Source organism: Aquirufa nivalisilvae (assembly GCF_004307455.1).
Classification (GTDB): Bacteria; Bacteroidota; Bacteroidia; order Cytophagales; family Spirosomataceae; genus Aquirufa; species Aquirufa nivalisilvae.
On record NZ_SEWX01000001.1, the window covers coordinates 41,871 to 63,425 of the forward strand.

The 21,555-nt window shown below is 37.2% G+C and carries 19 protein-coding genes; 16 read left to right on the forward strand and 3 right to left on the reverse strand.

Annotation, left to right across the window (positions count from 1 at the left end):
• Positions 1–59 precede the first annotated feature (59 nt).
• Entirely contained in the window at positions 60–3,353 is a 3,294-nt protein-coding gene (locus tag EWU22_RS00210; RefSeq protein ID WP_130923936.1) for a DUF4175 family protein, read from the reverse strand.
• Positions 3,354–3,483: 130 nt separating this feature from the next.
• On the opposite strand from EWU22_RS00210, the gene EWU22_RS00215 reads away from it, so the two are divergent.
• A complete protein-coding gene (locus EWU22_RS00215; protein WP_130923937.1) occupies positions 3,484–4,374 on the forward strand; it encodes a fructosamine kinase family protein in 891 nt (296 codons plus the stop codon).
• On the opposite strand, the gene EWU22_RS00220 is transcribed toward EWU22_RS00215, so the two are convergent.
• Positions 4,371–5,687, reverse strand: a complete 1,317-nt coding sequence (locus tag EWU22_RS00220) for a 4-hydroxy-3-methylbut-2-enyl diphosphate reductase (protein WP_130923938.1) — start codon at positions 5,685–5,687, stop codon at positions 4,371–4,373. The two genes, EWU22_RS00215 and EWU22_RS00220, sit on opposite strands and share 4 nt — an antisense overlap.
• 210 nt (positions 5,688–5,897) lie before the next feature.
• Between EWU22_RS00220 and EWU22_RS00225 the strand changes: the two genes are divergently transcribed.
• Genes EWU22_RS00225 through EWU22_RS00245 form a run of 5 tightly spaced genes read left to right on the forward strand, consistent with a single transcriptional unit; the run spans position 5,898 to position 8,601 of the window.
• Positions 5,898–6,512: a hypothetical protein gene (locus tag EWU22_RS00225; protein WP_130923939.1), complete on the forward strand. Its 615-nt coding sequence runs from the start codon at positions 5,898–5,900 to the stop codon at positions 6,510–6,512.
• Positions 6,513–6,528: 16 nt separating this feature from the next.
• Entirely contained in the window at positions 6,529–6,894 is a 366-nt protein-coding gene (locus EWU22_RS00230; RefSeq protein ID WP_130923940.1) for a hypothetical protein, read from the forward strand.
• A gap of 4 nt (positions 6,895–6,898) precedes the next feature.
• Positions 6,899–7,660, forward strand: a complete 762-nt coding sequence (locus EWU22_RS00235) for an exodeoxyribonuclease III (RefSeq protein ID WP_130923941.1) — start codon at positions 6,899–6,901, stop codon at positions 7,658–7,660.
• A 6-nt stretch (positions 7,661–7,666) separates the two neighbouring features.
• Entirely contained in the window at positions 7,667–7,969 is a 303-nt protein-coding gene (locus EWU22_RS00240; protein ID WP_130923942.1) for a (2Fe-2S) ferredoxin domain-containing protein, read from the forward strand.
• A gap of 8 nt (positions 7,970–7,977) precedes the next feature.
• Positions 7,978–8,601: a hypothetical protein gene (locus EWU22_RS00245; RefSeq protein WP_109324227.1), complete on the forward strand. Its 624-nt coding sequence runs from the start codon at positions 7,978–7,980 to the stop codon at positions 8,599–8,601.
• Here the strand turns inward: EWU22_RS00245 and EWU22_RS00250 are convergent.
• Positions 8,580–9,287, reverse strand: coding sequence for a YjjG family noncanonical pyrimidine nucleotidase (locus tag EWU22_RS00250; RefSeq protein WP_130923943.1), 708 nt, complete (start codon positions 9,285–9,287; stop codon positions 8,580–8,582). The genes EWU22_RS00245 and EWU22_RS00250 overlap by 22 nt on opposite strands.
• 53 nt (positions 9,288–9,340) lie before the next feature.
• Between EWU22_RS00250 and EWU22_RS00255 the strand changes: the two genes are divergently transcribed.
• The 10 genes from EWU22_RS00255 (at position 9,341) to porV (ending at position 21,550) form a co-directional block, all read left to right on the forward strand.
• Positions 9,341–10,150, forward strand: a complete 810-nt coding sequence (locus EWU22_RS00255) for a 3'-5' exonuclease (RefSeq protein ID WP_109324229.1) — start codon at positions 9,341–9,343, stop codon at positions 10,148–10,150.
• A gap of 105 nt (positions 10,151–10,255) precedes the next feature.
• Positions 10,256–10,585, forward strand: a complete 330-nt coding sequence (nuoK, locus tag EWU22_RS00260; RefSeq protein WP_109324234.1) for an NADH-quinone oxidoreductase subunit NuoK — start codon at positions 10,256–10,258, stop codon at positions 10,583–10,585.
• A 30-nt stretch (positions 10,586–10,615) separates the two neighbouring features.
• Positions 10,616–12,496 carry an NADH-quinone oxidoreductase subunit L gene (gene nuoL, locus EWU22_RS00265; protein ID WP_109324235.1) on the forward strand — a complete coding sequence of 627 codons (1,881 nt, stop codon included), beginning with the start codon at positions 10,616–10,618 and terminating at the stop codon, positions 12,494–12,496.
• 22 nt (positions 12,497–12,518) lie between these two features.
• Entirely contained in the window at positions 12,519–13,967 is a 1,449-nt protein-coding gene (locus tag EWU22_RS00270; RefSeq protein WP_130923944.1) for a complex I subunit 4 family protein, read from the forward strand.
• A 36-nt stretch (positions 13,968–14,003) separates the two neighbouring features.
• A complete protein-coding gene (locus EWU22_RS00275; protein WP_130923945.1) occupies positions 14,004–15,401 on the forward strand; it encodes an NADH-quinone oxidoreductase subunit N in 1,398 nt (465 codons plus the stop codon).
• Positions 15,402–15,413: 12 nt separating this feature from the next.
• A complete protein-coding gene (locus tag EWU22_RS00280) occupies positions 15,414–15,908 on the forward strand; it encodes a GtrA family protein (protein WP_130923946.1) in 495 nt (164 codons plus the stop codon).
• A 197-nt stretch (positions 15,909–16,105) separates the two neighbouring features.
• Entirely contained in the window at positions 16,106–16,279 is a 174-nt protein-coding gene (locus tag EWU22_RS00285; protein ID WP_193495328.1) for a hypothetical protein, read from the forward strand.
• Between the two features lie 63 nt (positions 16,280–16,342).
• Positions 16,343–16,966, forward strand: coding sequence for a SprT-like domain-containing protein (locus EWU22_RS00290; RefSeq protein ID WP_109324242.1), 624 nt, complete (start codon positions 16,343–16,345; stop codon positions 16,964–16,966).
• Positions 16,926–20,267 carry a type IX secretion system sortase PorU gene (gene porU, locus EWU22_RS00295; protein ID WP_130923947.1) on the forward strand — a complete coding sequence of 1,114 codons (3,342 nt, stop codon included), beginning with the start codon at positions 16,926–16,928 and terminating at the stop codon, positions 20,265–20,267. Before EWU22_RS00290 ends, porU begins: the two co-directional genes overlap by 41 nt.
• Before the next feature lie 101 nt (positions 20,268–20,368).
• Entirely contained in the window at positions 20,369–21,550 is a 1,182-nt protein-coding gene (porV, locus tag EWU22_RS00300) for a type IX secretion system outer membrane channel protein PorV (protein WP_130923948.1), read from the forward strand.
• Positions 21,551–21,555 lie beyond the last annotated feature (5 nt).

Sequence of the window (21,555 nt, forward strand, 5' to 3'; positions counted from 1 at the left end):
ATCTCATTCGTTTTGACAACGCTGTCAAGGTTTGGAACCTTGACAGCGTTAGGAAAAAATCACTTCAATTTTTGCTTAATCTTCTCCATGTACTGCATCACTTTTTGCTGATAATATGGCAATAGCTCCACAGGTACATTTTGGAATAAATCACGATTCTCTTTTTGTCTTTTAAGGAAAGGAACCAAGTTGGGAGGAGGGTTTTCTTTCCATTTTTGCAAAGCTGTTTTAGATTCCCTTTTCGGGTCTTCACCTTGTTCTTTTAACGCCTTTTCTGCTTCCATCAATCGTGGAAGCATTTGATCTTGTCTTTGCTGCATGGAATTATTCAAGCGTTTATTCACCAAATCCGACTCGTTTTTATCCATATCTTTGATTAAGTCTGACAGCGATTTTTGTAAACCTTGATTTCCTGGCTGACCTTGCAATTCATTCAATTTTTGTTCCATTTCCTGACGAATCTGAGCCTGTTCCTCCGCCATTTTAATCAATTCCTCATTGGTAATCATCATGGGCTGAGAACCCATTTTCCTCGCTTTCTGATTTAATTGCTGTTGCCTTTGCCCCCAATTACCTTTTGAATTTCCTTTCGACTTACCTTTTTTACCTGATTTAGCTTGAGCTGCTTGGTCTTGAACTTGCCTTAATAAGTCCGATAGCAAAACAGCCAACTGATTAGTCGCTGCCATGGCTTCTTGCTGCCTTACAGGTACAATATCCCACTTACGCTCTTTCATCATGCGAGATGCTTCCTGCATCCTTTGTTTCATGTTGGCCGTTTCTTTCGTGATGGTTTGTGACAAAGGCATCAATTTTTTACCTAAAGAAATCAGACTATCTTCTAAAATAATGGCCATCTCTCCTAGCTTATTTTGCTCCTGAGCTATTTGTCTTACTGCCACGTCCCCAGCTGGAATCTTTTTATAAGCTTTCATGATCCGTTCTTGATCAAAGGATAGTTGCAACAAATCCTCCATCAACAAGCGAAGTTGAGCTAAATTCAAGGCCACTTCCATGGATTCTTGCTGCTCTTGTTGCTCCTCCAATTTTTTGGCCAACTTTTTCATTTTTTCGGCAGCTTTCTTCTGATTCGTTTCTGCTTGTTTAGATTGCTTATTGTCCAAATTTTCTTTTGCATTATCTAAATTTTCCTCCATCTCCTCCTGCAATTTCTCTTCCTTATCTAAATCCTGCTCACCTGGGATCTCCTTTTTTTCTTGAGCAATTTCATCCAACTTTTTCCTTTCTTCTTCCACCTCTTTATTTAAGGCTTCTTGTTGTTTCGCTAAATCTTGTTCATTTTTCCCGTTGTTCTTTTCACTTAATTCCTCCTGCTTTTTGGCTAATCCCTTCCAACGTGAAATGGATTCATCCAGCATTTTTTCTACTTTCAATTCCTGATAAAACTGCTGCAATCTTTCTAATTCCCGCTCCATATTCTTCCCTTGGTTTCGCATTTGATCCAAATGTTTTTGCCATAGGGTTGCCGACTCTTTTTCCCAATTCTTCAACAAGGCATCTCTGCGCTTTTCCATATCAGGATCCCACAGTTGAGAAATCATTTTCTGTAAGTTTTCCATCTTTTTCATCCAAGTAGGATCCACTTGCTGGAAACTCATTTGCTGACCCATCCACTGTTCTTGCATCTTTTTCAGCTCATCAATGGTCTTTTTCAAGGCTGTTTCTTTGTCTAAAACTTCTTGTAGTGCTTTCAAATCAACTTCCTTTCCCAATTGTACACGCTTGGTTAATTCATTGATTTCTTGCTTCATATTTTGTGCCTTTTGCAAGGAATTCAACACTTGCTTCTCTGCTTGATCAGCCTGTTGATCCATTTTTTGCTCTAAGCGTTTTAACTCAGGAAACTCCCATATCTGCATGCTTGTTTGAGTCCACTTGGGCCCATGTAACCCATCTTGATCTGATACTTCTACTCGATAATGTACTTGATCTCCTGGCTGCAAAGCCAAGGAGTCTAATCGCCATATATATTCCACCTCAAATCGCTTAGCTCCCGTTTGAATAGGGATCCATTGCGTTTTTTTCGTGGAGAAACCTGCTGCATTTTTTCGTTTAATTTGATATCCTAAACGCATTTGACCCAAAGCATAATCATCCTCAATCAAAGCATTCAGCACACGAAAACGATAATAAAGTGTATCCTCTAACCATTGAGTCTGCAAATTGGGCTTTTGATCTAAAATCACCTCAATAGGTTGCATAACACTTTTTTGTACAGGCATCTGCGCATTTTGAGCTACCACTTGATAGCTCGTGCTTTGACTAATCGTCCGAGTTAATTGATAATTCGTTTTTAATAAATTAGGGCTCGCCCAGTCAACCGTTGATTTATTCTGAAATTGAATCCCTAATTGCTGTGCGCTTTCAGAGGTCATATCCCAACGAACAATGGTCCCTTCTGGGATTTTTAAAGGTATTGCCTGATGGATGGTTTCATTCGTCTTTTTCAAATAGCTTGGATAGATCAAATGAATCGTCATTTCTTTTAAACCAGGCCGATGAACTAAAGGCAAAAGCTGAGGCTCTGAAAAATACCCTCCTGCTTCAAACTGCATCCATTTTTCAACTTGAACGGGTGGAATAACTCCTCGGAACTGATGTACTTTTTCAGTCGGGTTTAATGAAATTCGTTCTCCATCCCAATGCAAAAACATTTCACTGGGTAAATTTTTACCCCTTAATTCCACTAGAAATTCTGTGTTTTCTCCTGCTACAGCTTGAAAAGGTTGATTAACTACAACAAAATCAAAAGGCAATTCTTTAGGGTAATGAAATGAGTAATTCCAAATTCGTAAACTTGGTTTCCTAAACAAATTGGGGAAGGTGATTTGTCCTATTCCCAATACAGCAAAAAGGCCTAAAAACAAGAAAAATGATTTCTTCAATTCCGATAATTGAATAAATTCTTCCCAGTGATATTGTTTCAAAAAGGCTTGCTTCTCTTCAATGGCAGCCTGCCACAACTCCAAGGAATGTTCGGGTGCTTGGTTTTGCAGCTGCAGCACATTAATCAATGCATCAGCATGTTCCTTAGGTAAGTAGTGACCTAAACTGATGGCTAGTCGATAGTAATCCGCTTGATCCAAAGAACGGAATAAATCCCAGCAAGGTTTTCGAACAAAAAATAGAAGAATCCCCGTTGAGCCCACAAAGAAAGTGGCTAAAAACACTCCTCGAATAGTAGAAGAAAACCAGGCCAAGTATTCAAGTAAAATCAAGAAAAATGCCAAACTTAAAACCCAGATCGCAGCATGTAACAATGCTCTCCACAACTCCTTTCGAGAAAGTTGTCTATGATAGTTTCGTAATTGGTTTTGAAGCGGATTGTACACAGGTTTTTCTAATCAGAACTAGTCAGAACTTGAAAATACGAATTTTCATACGCATCCCATTCATGATGCGGCAAAATAAAATTGCCCATGAGTTTCAATTTTGGTATTTTTGAAGAATATTGAGTCCAGCATGTCGCAACAATCACAAGAACAGTATCAATTTATAGAAAGTATTCTCCGTCAAAATTTAGGAGAAATTGGGACGATTGAAGATTTTCAATTTTTCTATGGAGGTAATTTTAATCTGGCTGTTCGTGTCAAAGTTGCACAAGGTGAATATTTCATCAAATGGAATCAAGGTGATCACCAGGGATTATTCCAAGCAGAAGCCAAAAATTTAGGTTTAATTGCCTCGACAGGTACTATTCCTGTTCCACAAGTATTAGGTGTGGGACAAATGGATGAAAAAGAATACCTCGTCATGGAATGTATTCCAACGGCAGAAAAAAAAGAAAATTATTGGAGTGACTTTGGAATTAAATTGGCTCTATTGCATCAAAACAATGCGCATCAAGGACATGGGTTAGGCTATGACAATTTCATAGGTGCGGCCAAACAAGTGAACCATTGGGACAAAAATGGCGTATCATTTTTCATTCAAAACCGTTTGAAATTTCAAGTAGACACAGCCTCTTACCATAGAAAAATTGATGGGGCAACAAATGAGGCATTTGAAAAACTGTACGACAAAATTCCTTCCATCATTCCCAATGAACAATCTGCATTATTGCATGGAGACTTATGGTCAGGGAATGCCATGGTGAACCAACATGGTTTAGTGAGTTTGGTTGATCCTTCTTGCTATTATGGTTTAAGAGAGGCTGAAATTGCCTTCACTACGATGTTTGGTGGATTTGAAAAAGAATTTTATGAAGCATACCATGAATCATTCCCAATATTGAAAGGATTTCATGAGCGGATTCCACTTTACAATCTATACCCTTTGATGGTACACGTAAACCTATTTGGGGAGGGTTATCTTCCAGCAGTAAATAAAATCCTAGATTCTTATTTGAATTAAGCCTGTTCTAGCGACCAGTTTTCCACAACCTGGTCAACGTTCTTCGCATCAGGGAAAAAAGAAACCAGTTTTCGGAGAATTTCTTCAATTACGGCATCTGGACAAGACGCTCCACAGGTCAGTAAAACCCGTACTTTAGGCTTTTGGGGAATAAAGTTTTGAATGAAAACTTCCTCTTTCTTTTTATTATCAAAATGAAGAATTTCGTGTTCAGAAATCAATTTTTCGGCAGACTTAATAAAGTAGGAAGGTAATTTTTCATGACATAAATCTACCAAATGCGAAGTATTAGAGGAATTATATCCCCCAGCAATAATGGCAAAATCTGCCTCCTCAGCTATTAAACCATACGTAGCACTCTGGTTATCATTGGTGGCATAACACAGGGTATCCCGGGTATCTGCAAAATGAGACGTTATTTGATGGGACTCCAACTGATAAAATTGGACAATTTCAGCTTTCAAATACTCCACAATTTCTTGGGTATCTATCGCCAGCATGGTGGTTTGATTAACCACGCCTATTCTCTGCAAATCCTTTTCAGGATCAAAGCCTTTTGAATATTGACCTTCAAATTCTTCATAAAACTCTTGTGAAGACTTTTCCTTACGGATATAATAGGCTAATTGTTTAGCTTGATCCAAATCTTTCACAATGAGCGTAGGGGTAACTACCTGAGAATGAGAAAAAGTAGCTTTAGTTTCCTCATGACTTGGTTTTCCATGAACTACTACTGTGTATTTATTCTGCCCAATTTGATTCGCTCGATTCCAAACTTTTTCCACAAATGGACAAGTGGTATCATACGCATATAAATCTATGCCTATTTCATCCAAAATAGCATGAATTTCTAAGGTTGTGCCAAAGGCTGGGATGATGACAATATCATCTTTGGTTAAAGTCTCCCATGCCACCAACTGATTTCCATAGGTATCTTGAATAAACCTAACACCTAATTCCAACAAATCGGCATTAACAGCTGGATTATGAATCATTTCAGAAAGAAGAAATATCCGCTTTTGTGGATTATCTTCAATGATTTTATAGGCAGTTTCAACCGCATTTTCAACGCCATAGCAAAAGCCAAAATGACGAGATAGTAGTATTTCTACCGGGCCAAAATCAAAAACAGAAGGCTTAAAGTCCTTTTTGAGCTTATCTCCCAAGCGGCGAACTTCCTTGACTCGACTAATCAATTCACTTTTAAATAAAGAAGGAATAGAAAAAGACTTCATTTTTTTAAAATTTCTTTTTTCAGTTCTGCCATTGGCAAACCGATACTTTAAAACAGATTGATCAAGATCCTCTTTCATTTACACAACCTTAATAACTAATAAATTGATTAACAGTTTTCAAATTTACCAATTGATTTACAATTCTATTCAAGATTAAAAAAATAACCACTTAATAAATCTAGCATTAAATATTATAGTAAATCTTGGCAAATCAGTATAGTTATAATATTTTTGTAGCTGATTTTCTTCTCAACATTCCTGTTTCTACACGTTAAGCCAAAAAAAAGTATGAACAAATCTACTTCATCGAAAGTCCGATTTTGGCAGAAAATGGATAAAAAACCCATCGGTGTTTTCTTCATTTCCTTCGTGAAATACCCAATTAACATATTATATGCGGGGTTAGGAATCATCGTATTCATGTTTAGTTATCAATCATCTTTTTCTGAAAAACCTGTTGAACCAGGCTTTTTTGCTGGTAAAATCGTTTTTGATGAAGAAGATTATCACCGTATTGAGACTAAGAATATTGAAGCTCGAGTTAAAAATGAAATGGGAAATCCTGTTTTGACGCTCACTTGCACACAGGAAAAAAATCTAGAATCCGTTTATTTGAAAATCTTTAAGATTAAAGGTCCTGGTACCTATTTTATACCAGGAGATGGAGAAATTTCCAACATTGGTAATTTGATTAAGAACCTAGATAACTACCAGGATAAAAACAATTTCTTCGAATCTAGTTTACCTAATAAAGAAGGAGTTAAGAATGGCGTAGGCCGTGTCAATATCACAAAAATCACTTCGAATTTTGTAGAAGGTGAATTAATTCTGATCGCCAATAATCCAAAAGGGCAACAAGCTGTGCTTGAATCTGCCAAATTCAAAGTAGCTTTGCAGAACTAAATGTTCCTGCTTACACATGGATTTTGAACCAAGCATCGTTTCTTCTGAATGGAATCAAATACTTGATTTCTTAGAAAATCAATTTAATAAAAGACCTGCTGATGTAGATTCTGTTCTTTTTTTGATTGGTGTACAAGAATTGGGTAAAGGACATGTAACATTTACAAAAGAACAAAAACAGGATTTAATGCACATTGCCACTTGTAAAGTTTTAAGTTTTAGTGGATTTTACACGTTAGAAGGCTTGGATGCTGATGGTTGGCCACATTGGAATTTAGTGCAAGCTGTCCCACAAATGCCCTTAAAAGAACAAGAAATTCTCATTAAAGCTCATATCATTCAATATTTCAAATCTGAAGTATTTAGTTCAGAACAAGAATAAGCCTATGAAAATAATTTCCTATAACGTCAATGGAATTAGAGCCGCTATACAAAAAGGTTTTATTGATTGGCTGAAAGAAGAGAATCCAGATATCATTTGTTTGCAAGAGCTAAAAGCTGACATTGATCAAGTAGACACCTCGGAAATTGAGGCATTGGGATATCAAATTTATTGGCATTCTGCCCAAAAGAAAGGGTACTCTGGGGTAGCCATTTTTTCTAAAATTTCGCCCAAAGCCGTCACGATTGGCTGTGGCATTGAAAAATATGATGCAGAAGGCCGTGTTATCCGAGCTGATTTCGAGGATTTTTCTGTCATGAGTGTTTATATGCCCTCTGGATCCAGTGGTGATGAAAGACAAGGATTTAAAATGATTTGGTTATCCGATTTCCATCAATACATTGAAGAATTAAAAAAAGAAATTCCTCACCTGATCATTTCTGGTGATTACAATATTTGCCATAAACCCATCGACATTCATAATCCAAAATCTAATGCCAATAGCTCTGGATTTTTACCGGAAGAAAGAGAGTGGATGGAAAACTTCATTCAATCAGGATTTGTGGATTCATTCCGACATATCAATTCTGAACCTCATCATTACAGTTGGTGGAGTTATCGAGCTGGTGCCAGAGGAAAGAATTTAGGTTGGCGTATTGATTATCATTTGGTGAGTGAGCCATTGCGTGATCGTATTGCTCATGCCCAAATTTTACCCGAAGTAAAACATTCTGACCACTGCCCAGTGGTCATCCATCTAAACTAATTTCTAATGTATTACGAAAAACACGTATTTATTTGTACCAACGATAAGCAAGCTCCCAAAAAATGTTGCGGCTCTGAACATGGTATGGCCTTAGTAGAAGCATTCAAAGCTAAATGGGCGGAATCGGGGAATGATCAAAAAATCAGAATTCAAAAATCAGGATGTTTAGACTTCTGTGGAAAAGGCCCAAGTATGGTCGTATATCCAGAAGGGGTATTCTATGGTAATGTACAATTAGAAGATGTTGCCGAGATTACTGAAAAGCACTTAATTGGAAACGAGATTGTATCTCGACTTGAAATTGGATAAATTGCATCATGCTGTATCGTTTATACCCTACCCTACTCAATTCTTACGCTTTATATTTAAACCAATCTCGAGATGCAAACGGCAAAATTATTGTCGATGAAATTGAGATGATTGAGCGCATCAATCGAGTTAAAAAGCCAACTACAGCCGCGCAAAAAAAAGGGGTGGATTTTGAACGAGCGGTAACACTAGGAGAAGGAGAAGAATTGTTCCAGGAAGGAATCATTGATAAAGCGAGGGAATTATTGCCTACTAAATATAAAACCCAGTTTTATGTAGAATCTCGCTATAAAAACGCCATGATTTATGGTTATGTAGATGGTGTAGGAGAAAAAACTGCTTTTGATTTAAAAAGTACTTCTTTTTATGAACCCGGTCGTTTTGCTAAAAACCACCAAAATCTATATTTGTTAGGTCTTCAGAAATACGGCATCGAGCAATTGGATTATGTCGTTACTGACTTTAAAGACGTATATGTAGAATCTTACCCATTGCAATCGGTCGATTTCAATCCTTTATATCAACAAATAGAGCGTTTCATTTCCTTTTTAGAGGAAAATAAAAAATTCATTCGAGATAAAAAGATATTTGATCGCAAGGCGAATGACAATCAATTATCCTTATTTGAATAAATTTCTAAGTGATTTTTCACTTGTTTTAGATCAGAGATTTGCCAAATAGCTTCTGAAGCATCTGACAAATTATAATGAATCGCAGGAATTCCTGCTTGATTGGCACCATGTATGTCGGCATGCCAATTGTCCCCTACCATCAAAGCTTCCTGGGCAGAACAATTTGCTCGTCGGAGTGCATATTCGAAAAATGCTATTTCCGGCTTTTTTGCTCCCACACCTTGAGATGTGATTAGTTCCTTAAAATGATGTCCTAGACCCGAAGAGGCTACTTTAATATGTTGAATATCTTCAAATCCATTGGTTAAAATATATAAAGGGTAGTGCTCCGAAATAGCTTCTACTAATTCTTTGGCTCCCTCCATTAAATGGGTTTTACGTGGTGTTCTAAACAGAAATTGTTCTGAAAATTCCTCAGCAGGTCCTTGTACATCAATCGCTTCGAAAAAGCGTAAAAACCGAGATTCGCGTAAATCACTTTGGGAGATTAAGCCCATTTGATAATCATCCCATAAAGCTGTGTTGATTTGCTGGTATATATCCCAAATAGAAGAGATTGATAGAGGACTTTGTTTGTCTAAACCAAATTCTTCCACTAACTCGAATATAACCTCTTGGGAATTACGGTCATGATCCCACAAAGTATGGTCCCAATCAAAAAAAATGGCTTTAGGCTGAAATATCATCCAACAAAGGTAATAATCATTTACCTTTGCAAAGCCTTTATGAGCAATTTACTATGGAGCATCAACTGAAATTAACCAAACCGCTTGCCTTCTTTGATTTAGAAACAACCGGAATACAGGTACAAAAAGATAGAATCGTGGAGATTTCCATAGCTAAGGCAAATATTGATGGATCGGTTGACATTAAAACGAGACGTGTAAACCCAGGCATTCCAATTCCATTGGAAGCCTCTTTAGTTCATGGAATTTATGATGAGGACGTCAAGGATGAGCCCAATTTCAAGCAAATTGCAAAATCCATGGCTCAATTTTTAGAAGGTTGCGATTTAGCGGGTTTTAATTCCAACCGCTTTGACGTGCCTATGTTGGTAGAAGAATTTCTTCGTAGTGATGTTGATTTTGATACAAAAAACAGAAGATTGGTTGATGCTCAGCGAATTTTCCACATGATGGAGCCTCGTAATTTAACTGCGGCCTACAAGTTTTATTGTCAAAAAGATTTGATTGGCGCTCATGGTGCGGAAGCCGATGTCTTAGCTACTTTGGAAGTATTAAATGCCCAAGTAAAGCATTACGAAAACACTTCCATGAAAGATGCGGAAGGAAACGAATACTTCCCTATTCAGAATGATGTAGCTGTTTTACATCAATTAAGTGCTTCTAATTCCATTGATTTTGCCAATCGCATGGTCTATAATAAAGATCAAGTAGCGGTATTCAACTTTGGCAAATACATTGGAAGACCCATTGCCGATGTTTTAAAAACTGATCCTTCTTACTATGATTGGATGATGAAAGGCGATTTCCCTATGGATACCAAACGTAAATTAACCGAAATTAAATTAAAAGGTTTTCAGCGTTAGCCCCCTAGATAATTTCTATTTTGTCAGTTTATTTCCTATTTTTGCCCCGCATAAAAGCATTCGTTTGAATAGGCAATTTGTTTATTTGACCATTACATTTTTACCATGCAATCCATACCAGAAATAATACGTACCATTCCATTGACCAATTACATCATGCTGAGTTCAGCATTGTTTTGCATTGGAATATTGGGTGTACTTACTCGCCGAAATGCCATCATCGTATTTATGGCTATAGAATTAATGTTAAATGCGGTAAATTTATTACTGGCGGCATTTTCTTCCTATTACTCCGATCCTTCAGGGCAGATATTTGTCTTTTTTATTATGGCCGTAGCTGCTGCCGAAGTAGCTGTGGGATTGGCCATTATCGTTATGATTTATCGTAACATTCAAAGCATCGATATTGGTGTGCTTAATAAGTTAAAAAATTAATTTCAGCACAATTTCATCGCATATTCGACTATGTCATTACTCCTATTAATTCCTCTTTTACCACTGATTGGTTTTGCCATCAATGGTTTGGCTTATCCGAAATTATCGAAATCAATCGCTGGAATCGTTGGAACCATCCCTCCATTAGTTGCTTTCGTTATTTCTCTTCAGCTGTTTTTAAATTTTGATGGTCAAACTCAAATCATTCAATTAGCGGATTGGATTAAAGTTGCTGATTTAAGTATTCCTTTTGCATTCCAAATAGATGCCTTATCCATCATGATGCTGTTGGTTATCACCGGTGTAGGTACTTTAATCCATTTGTATTCCATGGGCTATATGGCACATGACGCTGGTTTTGGTAAGTTTTTCTCCTTTTTAAACCTGTTTATCTTCTTCATGTTGATTTTGGTTTTAGGGGCTAACTTCACCGTATTATTCATTGGATGGGAAGGAGTAGGTTTATGCTCTTATTTGTTAATTGGCTTCTGGAATCAAAAGAATAGTTATGGAGATGCTGCCAGAAAAGCCTTCATTATGAACCGTATTGGAGATTTAGGTTTCTTAGTAGGTATATTTTTATTGATTCAAGAATTTGGCACAACAGATTACCAAACGATTTTTTCTACCATCAAAGACGGAACCGAAGTAGGCAATATTGGCTTAATCGCTTTCTGCTTATTCATAGGGGCGATGGGTAAGTCAGCCCAAATACCGCTATTTACTTGGTTACCCGATGCCATGGCAGGTCCAACACCCGTTTCTGCATTAATACATGCTGCTACCATGGTGACAGCTGGGATTTACATGGTTATTCGTGCTAATGCCTTGTTTGAATTAAGTCCAGAGGTTTTACATTTTGTAGGCTGGATTGGACTAGCCACGGCTTTATTAGGTGCGGCTATTGGTTTATTCCAAAATGACATCAAAAAAGTGTTGGCCTATTCAACAGTCTCTCAATTGGGATACATGTTTATGGGTCTAGGAGCATCTGCTTATACTGCTTCTTTTTTCCATGTTATGACTCACGCTTTTTTCAAAGCTTTATTATTCTTAGGAGCTGGTTCGGTGATACATGCCATGTCGGATGAACAAGACATTCGCAAAATGGGTGGCTTGAAAAGCAAAATGCCGATTACCTATATTACCTTCCTTTTAGGAACCATCGCTATCTCTGGTATTCCTCCATTTGCTGGATTCTTTTCTAAGGATGAAATACTAGCAGCTTTATATCACCACGATTTTGCTATGTGGTGTTTAGCCATTTTAGGTTCTGCATTGACTTCCTTTTACATGTTCCGTGTGTTTATCTTAACATTCTGGGGCGACTTTAGAGGAACTGAAAAACAGGCACATCATTTGCATGAATCTCCTTGGAGCATGACAATCCCTTTGATTATCTTGGCGGTATTCTCCGTAGGTGGAGGTTTCATCAACCTGCCTCATTTTGCTGGAGGAAATGAATTTTTAGCTCATTGGTTAGCTCCGATTTTACCTGAGCCTCATACTGCTGGTGAAGTTTCTTTATTTAGTTTGGAAATGGGTGCTCCATTATTAGCTGCATTCCTGCCTGCCATTTTCGCCATCTATTATTTCGGAATTCAGAAAGCCGTTCCAGGAAATGATGAGTCTATTCAAGGTATCCAAAAAGTCATTTATCGTAAATTCTACATTGATGAATTATACGATTTCGTATTTGTTCGTCCCATCCAAGTATTATCAACCTTCTTTGCGCAGGTAATTGATTTCTTGGTGATCGATTTAATCGTGGAAGGTGTTGGTAAAACGGTTAAAACTGCCTCAGATGAAATTAGAAAAGCTCAAACAGGAAATGTAGGTTACTATATTTTTATGATGGTCGTTTCTATTGCGCTTATCTTAGTTTTAACGCTTCGCTCACGAATATTATAATTCATATTTGAAAAAATAAGGTATGTCTTTACTATTTATACTTTTTTTCCCACTTGTTATAGGCGCCATTCTTTTGGTCGCTAAGCCTAAACAAGCTTTTGCTATCTCGCTGATAGCTTCCATCATTGAATTGGTAGCTACTGCTTTCGTCTTGAAAGATGCCGCTGCTGCTGAAAATGGACTTGTTTTTACTAAACCTTGGATTGAAGAAGCAGGAATTTCATTTTCACTTTGGGTAGATGGAGTCAATGGTATTTTAATTGGATTATGTGCCCTGATGGTTCCATTCATTGTAGCCACTACAGCTAATTCCGATAAAGCCAATAACGCTCAATACCAAGGTTTAATGCTAGCCATGCAAACTGCCTTAATGGGAGCTTTTTTAGCGAAAGATGCCTTCTTATTTTACTTTTTCTTTGAAGCCTCTTTATTACCCATTTATTTCTTAGCTGCCATTTATGGAGGAGAAAACAAAAATGCGATTACTTTCAAATTCTTTGTTTATACTTTATTTGGTTCATTATTCTTATTGATTGGTTTAATCTACGTGTATTTAGTAACACCAGGTAGTCATTCTTCCGATATTGAAACGCTATACCAAACGGCTATCATGTTGCCAGAGCGAATTCAGGGAAATTTATTCTTAGCCTTTTTTATTGCCTTTGCAATCAAGATGCCTATTTTCCCTTTTCATACTTGGCAACCAGATACCTACACGGTCGCTCCTACTCAAGCTACCATGCTTCTTTCTGGAATCATGTTAAAAATGGGTACTTATGGGCTAATTCGTTTAGTTTTACCTATGTTTCCTTTAGGTATGATTACTTGGGGCAACACAGCTATTATCCTTTCTGTCATTGGAATAATCTACGGATCCATTATTGCCATTCAGCAAAAGGATGCCAAGCGTTTATTAGCTTATTCTTCCTTTGCTCACGTAGGCTTGATGTCGGCAGGTATTTTAAGTCAAAGTACTGAAGGTATTCAAGGGGCCTTATATCAGATGTTATCTCACGGTATCAATATAGTTGGTTTATTTTTCATCATTGAAATCATAGAAAGAAGAACCAAATCCAGAGAAATTGCTCAATTGGGAGGTATTACACAATACTCGTATGTATTAACCGTAGCGTTTGTCATATTAAGCTTAGGTTCAGTAGCCTTACCTTTGACCAATGGTTTTATCGGTGAGTTTTTACTTTTGAAAAGCGTATTTGATCATGACATGATCCTAGGTATAGTAGCAGGAATCACCATTATTTTAGGTGCTGTTTATACCCTACGTCTGATTCAAAAGACCATGTTTGGCAACTTTTCTCGCATTACCAAAGATTTTGAAGATGTAAGTTCTGCAGAGAAATGGGTATTAATTCCACTTTGTGTTTTAGTTATTGTGGGTGGAGTTTACCCTACTTGGATTTTAAATTTTACTGAACCAGGTGTTCAGGCTTTGGTTTCTTTATTAAAATAGAAGCCCGAAAATATATAAACAGCATCGCATACAATTATGACGGCTATCATTGCTTTATCTCTTTTTGGTATTAGTAACTTATTCTTAGGGTTTTGGTTCCCAAGAAAAACGATACAAATGGTTACCCTATTATTTTTAGTGGTATCCATGGCTTTGACGGTTTCCGACTGGAATCATGAATTATTGTGGTTTGGGAATATGTTCCGTACAACCAACACTTCCATTAATTTTAGTCTAATCATACAATTGGCCGCCTTTTTTGTTGTGGCCTTTTCGAAGGCATTTGGTCAAGATGATGAGCACACTCACCCGGCAGAATACTATGCCATTATGCTGTTTTCAGTTGTTGGGGCAATTTTAATGGTGTCCTTCGACCACATGATTGTTCTGTTTGTAGGTTTAGAAATATTATCAGTTGCCATGTATGTTTTAACGGGTAGCGACAAGAGAAATCTTCGTTCCAATGAAGCAGCCATTAAATATTTCTTAATGGGTTCATTCACAACTGGTATCTTGTTATTTGGTATAACCCTGGTTTACGGAGCTACACACTCATTTTACATTTCGAACATAGGGACTATTCTGACCAATACAGCTCCAGAATCCATGCCTAGTTTCTTGTTCATCGGTGTATTGTTAATCATCGTAGGACTATTATTTAAAGTATCTGCTGCCCCATTCCACTTTTGGACACCCGATGTATACGAAGGGGCTCCTACCATTTTCACGATGTTTATGTCAACCATTGTGAAAACGGCCAGTTTTGCAGCCTTGTTCCATTTGGTTTCTGGCATCTTCGGTAGCTTATATACTGTTTGGGTACTACCAGTTTATTTCATCAGTATGCTAACACTAGTAGTAGGAAATATTTCAGCTGTATATCAACAAAGCGTTAAAAGAATGCTTGCTTTTTCTAGTATTTCTCATGCAGGTTACCTTTTATTAACCGTTAGTTCCAAGCAAATTAGTACGACTTCGAGTATACTATACTATTCTTTATCATACACGTTGGCCACAGTGGTAGCGTTTGCTGTATTGATTTTAGTTTCAGAATACCAAAGTGCCCGCGTGGAGAAACCAGAAAACTTCAGTTCATTTGAAGGCTTAGCTAAAAACAACCCAGGTTTAGCTTTATGCTTCACTATTTCCATGCTTTCTTTAGCTGGTATTCCCTTAACAGCTGGTTTCTGGGGTAAGTTTTTTATCTTTTCAGATACCTTTAGTAGAAATATTATTTACCCAGTTATCTTAGCCATCTTAATGTCTGCAGTCGGTATTTACTATTATTTCAAAGGTATTATAGCTGTTTACTTAAAAGCTGGTGAGATTGAAAAAATAGAAGTCCCTGTACTATTCAAAATGGCTCTTTGGGCTTGCACATTGGGTACCATTATTTTAGGCGTTTACCCTAGCTTAGTCAAAAGCGTTTTCTAATTATTAGCCATTTTGAGCAAATCGAACTCTAAACTATTTAATAAAAAAGACCTACTCGCCTATTTCCTCATTGCGGGAACGGGTGCCATAGTTCAATTGGTGGCTGGTGGCCTAATTAAAGATTGGTTTAAAGTAAGCTACGAAGAATCCATTCTACCTGCTTATTACATTTCTCTGGTTGTTGGCTTTATTTTAACCAAATTATTCGCTTTCAATGCTCGTCAGTCGCAGCAGACCCGAAGAGAAATGATCAAGTTCTTAATGGTCGCCTCCTTTTCTGGCTTTGTCACCTGGTTTTTTAGTGTTCTTCCTTACCGAGGTTTAAACACGATCATGAGGGATTTTTATTGGCAAATCCCTTATTCTGTTAAAAAAATCAATCTCACTCAAGTGCTTACAACCATCAATGGCATGGGCTTTAGTTTTGTGTCAAACTATGTTTTACACAAATCTTTCACCTTCAAAAGCAGTGGGTTTTACGACCGTTTCAAGGATTTAATCCGTTAATTTTGTTCAATTCTTAGAAATACTTAAGATTTACTTAATGTTTTTAGAATCAAAAAAGTACCCCTATTGGACATATTGGCATTTTTTCAATTAACCTCGGCTCAATACTTAAAAATTTCTTAAAATTTTTGTCGGAATAATTGGTAGATACGATTCAATCCATTAGTTTTGTAGCTCAAACCTTAAATATCAAAAAAATGAAAAAAGTATTCGCTCTAGCTTTCGTTGCTGCAATGGTAACTTTGGCATCTTGTGGTGAGAAAAAAACTGAAGCTGCTGCTGACACTGTAGCTGTTGATACTGCTGCTGCTGCTGCTGTTGATACTGCTGCTGCTGACACTGCTGCTGCTGACACTGCTGCTAAGAAATAATTTCTAAGCAAAAGAGAGAAAAATCCTTCGCATGCGAAGGATTTTTTTTATGCCCTTTACACAATGGTCAAAAGTAAAAGAATTCAATCCTTTTTCGATCATTTCCCCGCCAGCGTAGCTGAGTACTGTTTTCAGCTTTGGCAAGATTATTCTTTTGATTTTATTGTCAGTAAAGAACGTGGTTCCAAATTAGGGGACTACCGTTTTTCCCCAAAAAAAGGGCATCAAATTACGGTCAACCACAACCTCAATCCTTATGCTTTTTTGGTCACCTACATTCATGAGGTTGCTCACTTAACTACTTACCTAGCTTTCAAAAACAAGGTCTCTCCACATGGAAAGGAATGGAAACAGGAGTTTTACAAATTGTTTGAACCCATCCTTGATCCTGAATTACTCCCTGAACGCTTCGTTTTAGTCCTACAAACCTACCTGAAAAACCCAACCGCTTCTTCTTCCATGTATACCCCTTTGGTGGAAGTTTTAAAGACCTTTGATCCTGAAAACCCATTAGTTAGTCTACATGAATTAGAAGAAAATCAATTGTTTTTTCTAAAAAACCTCCGACTAGTCAAAGGGAAACTTCGTAGAACACGTTACATTTGCAAAGAACAGATTAGCGGGAAACTCTATTTAGTAGCCAAAAATGCCCAAGTTAGCCTATTGGAAAACCACTCGACCGATTAGTCCTGGACATCTCTTCTTGGCTTTCATTTCTTTTTTCCTGTTTCCTCGGATTAATTTAGCTCAATCACATTCTGCCCTATCAGAAGGAACATGGACAAAAGTTGCCATTACTCAAACAGGTGTCTATCAAATAAATAAAGAGTGGCTACTTAAACACAAAATCGATCCTAGCCGAATTAATCCTCAGAAAGTGGCTGTATATCAAGGCCAAAGAGGTGTACTCCCCCAATTAACTAGTAGCACTAGATTAAGAGATTTAGAGCCTATTACCAGTTTATTTATCGGAGAAGAGAACGGTATTTGGGATGAAAGTGATCAAATTTGTTTTTTTGCTGAGTCTCCCCATCTCACACAATGGGATAAAGTTCTGAAAAAATGGAAAACCGACACTCATCCCTACAGTGATTCTGCTTACTACTTTATCCGTTGGGATAGTCCTAGTACCAAGAGAATCAAGCAAAGCAAATGGGAAACAGGCCAAGATCCAAGCTTAGATTTTGCTTGGTCACATTTTCATTATCAACCTGATTTAACCAATGCCATACAATCAGGAAGACAATGGCTCGGCGACGCCTTTTATGGAAATAGTGAAAAAATCATTCAATATCCCATCAAAGATTACAAGGATGGGAAAGCAGCCCAACTTTTTGGCCAATTAGCCTCCAGCTCAGTAAAAGAAGGAACATTCTCTTTCACCATAGAAAACAATACGATTTCACCATGGGTACTAAATAGCATATCTGGGGATCGATATGATCAAAAAGTACAAATCAAAAATTTTTCTAGTGAAGTGACTCCCGTCATTAAAAACAATCAGTGGTCCTGGAAAATCAATTATGTCAATTCTGTTGGAACAGGTTATCTCAATAGCCTAACACTCAATTACCCGAGGATACTCAATGCCGCGAATGAAAATCCATTGTATTATTTTACCAATATTCAAGATTCTACCTTCAGTATTTCTATTCAAAATCTATCTAAACAACATCAAATTTGGTTAAAAAATGGAGAGCAGGATTGGCTTAGCCTCTCAAATGATCAAGCCAAAACTAAAATCACTACCTCTGCTGGAAGTAGCCTATTACTTTTTGATCCGACTAAATTGTCGACACCTAGCTTCATTCAACAGCTTGCCAACCAAGATATCAAACAAAATCCCACGAGTGAACTCATTATAGTCTGCAGCCCAGCCTTACATATTGCCGCCGAAAAACTCGCCCTATATAAAAATAAACAAGCCAATATTAAAACGACTGTCATCACCACCGATTTAATTTATCATGAATATTCTGGAGGTAAACAAGATGTAACAGCCATTCGAGATTATTTATATGATCAAAAAAATAGGCCAAATGCACTTTTAAAGTACGTTATACTGTTAGGTGATGCCACAATCGACTATAAAAACAAGAATACGATATCCACGTCAGCTGAAAAGTCCAGCTACGTACCCACTTATGAAAGTAGAGAATCATATCATCCGCTCCTAAGTTATGCTTCTGATGATTATTTTGGTTTCCTTGCTTCAGGTCAAGGCGAATGGGTGGAAGGCGATTTCCCTATCAATGAAAGCTTATCCATAGGAGTTGGTCGATTACCCGGAAGGAATCCAGACGAAGCTTTGGTACTGGTCAATAAACTGATAGATTATTCAGAAAAACAAAAATTGGCCAAAGCTTCTCTATTTCAATTCAGTTGGATAGCAGATGATGGCGATTCGAATTTACATACTCAAGATGCTGAAGATTTCTCTAGCAGTTTAGCCCAGAGTAAGCCCATTTTTCAGAAACAAAAAATCTATTTGGATCAATATCCGATGGAAATGACGAATGGGATATACACCTCGAAAGCCACCAAACAACAAGTGAAAAATGCCTGGGAAAAATATGGGGATTTTATTCACTTTATTGGACATGGGGCAGAAACGGTTTGGACGGATGAAAAAATCTGGACAACGGAGGATATTCAAAAAATTACGAATGCCCAACATCTCCCATGGATACTGACCGCTACTTGTCAATTTGGAAGATTTGATGACCCCAATGTGCTTTCTGGGGCCGAATTAAGTCTTATATCTGATAAAGGAGGCGCTATTGGTTTAATCAGTACTACAAGACCCGTTTTTCAAAGTAGTAATTATATCTTTGGTCAAGCCTTTTATCGACTTATCAAAGAACATGCCCATGATAAAAATTATCGCATTGGGGATTTGTTTCGAGATTCAAAAAATCAAAGTCATGCTGGAGTTATCAATCGAAATATTAGTCTATTAGGTGACCCCACAATGAACTTACCCTGGTCCTACCAGTCGATTGATTTACCTATAGACACACTTTTGGCTGGCTCTGAGACACCTATCACCATTCCAATCTCTGCTAATTTAGAAGAAGTAGAAGTTACATTAATTGGACCTAAGGTTGCTCAAAAAACATTAGGGACTAAATCCCCTTCATTTTCCTATCAAAAAGACGGCGATACATTTTGGAAAATATCCAGTAAAATCTTGAATGGTAAAATCACTATCTCTCCCAAAAGCATTCCTCAGCTATCAAGTTCAGTCCAGGAAGTAAGTTTAAAAGTGATCGGAAAAGATCAAGAAGGAAATACTTGGGGAGGAGCTAAATCCATATGGCTCAAAACTAGCCAACAGAATTTATCCGACAAGCAAGCTCCAAGCATACAAATCAGCATCAACGAACCCAATGTAGAAGCCACGAGTTCGAAACCGATCTTAGAAATTCAACTCAAAGATGATGTAGGTTTTTTATGGCAAAAATTAAATGGAGAAATTAGCTATTTGAGTATAAATGATACGCTTAAAGTACCATTACTGGATTATTACAAACCAAATCCGGGTTTCGCTAATGAAGGAACGGTACTTTATCCTTTTCAAAATTTAGAACCTGGTATCTACAAAATTCAGGTAAAATGTTACGATTTAAACAATAACATGAGCGAGTCATCGTTTCGTTTTCAAGTTTCAAAAGAGAATCTTGCGGCTAATTTTTGCCTTGTATATCCAAATCCCTTCCAAGAACAGTTGAATATTCGCCTAAGTCAAGAAAAATTCTGGTCGGATTATCAGTATAATTTCAAAATTATCAACCTCTTGGGTCAAACCATTGTTGAAAAAAACGGAAATTTACTGGGAGGAGGTTCTGAATTCATTGATCTTTCTTTCGTATTCAAAGAAGCAGAGCTGAGAAATATAGGAATGGGAGCTTATTATATGCTTGAAGTTAAAGATATAAGTGGTTCTGGTTTCCGTAAGTACAAGGGCAAAATAGCTACCTTAAAATAAATTTTGACAAATATTTTAGCTTATAAAACAACAATTAGCGTAAAAATGCCTATTTTTGGACTTCGCTTTATGCTGAATAGACTCTCTAATTTTTTTAAACAATGACGACAAACAATTCATTATTCCCAAAAGCATTATTAACCTTGGTAGCAGGCTTGATTAGTTCTTATGCATTTGGACAAGCATTAGTTTCTGGTCAAATAAATTCAGGAAGAATTCCTACACCAACCATGTTATTCTTGAATGTGGCTCCAGATGCGCGTTCGGCTGGAATGGGAGATGCTGGTGTCGCTATTTCATCGGATGTAAACGCCATTTATTGGAATCCAGCAAAATTAGCTACAGCTGAGAAGGACTTAGGATTCTCTATATCATATACTCCTTGGTTAAGAAACTTAGTAAATGATATGGCTCTTTACAATATTGCTGGCTACAAAAAGACAAGCAAAGATCAAGCATTTGGATTCTCTATCAACTATTTTGATCAAGGTTTATTCCAAGCAACTACTTCAACAGGACAAAGTGCAGGAAATTTCAATTCGAAAGAATATGCTATTACTGTATCTCACGCTCGTAAATTATCCAACACATTATCATTAGGTGTTAACTTAAAATACATTAACTCTAATTTATTAGGGAACTACACAGGAACCAATGGTTCAGGTGTTGCTATGAAACCTGCTCAAACTGTTGCTGCTGACGTAGCATTATATTGGAACAGCGTTTCTGCCAAAGAATGGAAGTATACTTACGGTTTAGTTTTATCTAACATATCTGGTAAAGTTTCTTACGGTGGCGTTGATAAAAACTTCATTCCAACAAACTTACGTTTTGGTGTTGCCACAACGAAAGACATTTCAGAAGGTAATCGTTTAACCTTTACTTTAGATTTCAACAAGTTAATGGTACCAACACCATATTCAATCGATGCTAATGGTGCTAAGGTTGGAAATGATCCAAACGACGCTACAGCAATCGGTGGTATCTTTAGTTCTTTGTTTGACGCTCCAGACGGATTTAGTGAAGAGTTAAAAGAAATTACTACTTCAATCGGTGCTGAATACTTATTCAATAATTCATTCGCTTTGAGAACAGGTTATTTCAATGAAAGCGAAATGAAAGGAAATCGTAAATATTTCACTTTCGGTGTTGGTTTCAAATTAGACCAAAAATACGGATTTGATTTTGCTTACTTAGTTCCAACAGGTTCTGGTAGCCCATTAGCTAATACACTTCGTGTGTCTTTATTAGCCGCTATCAATAATGGTTCATCTAAGAAATAAGCTAA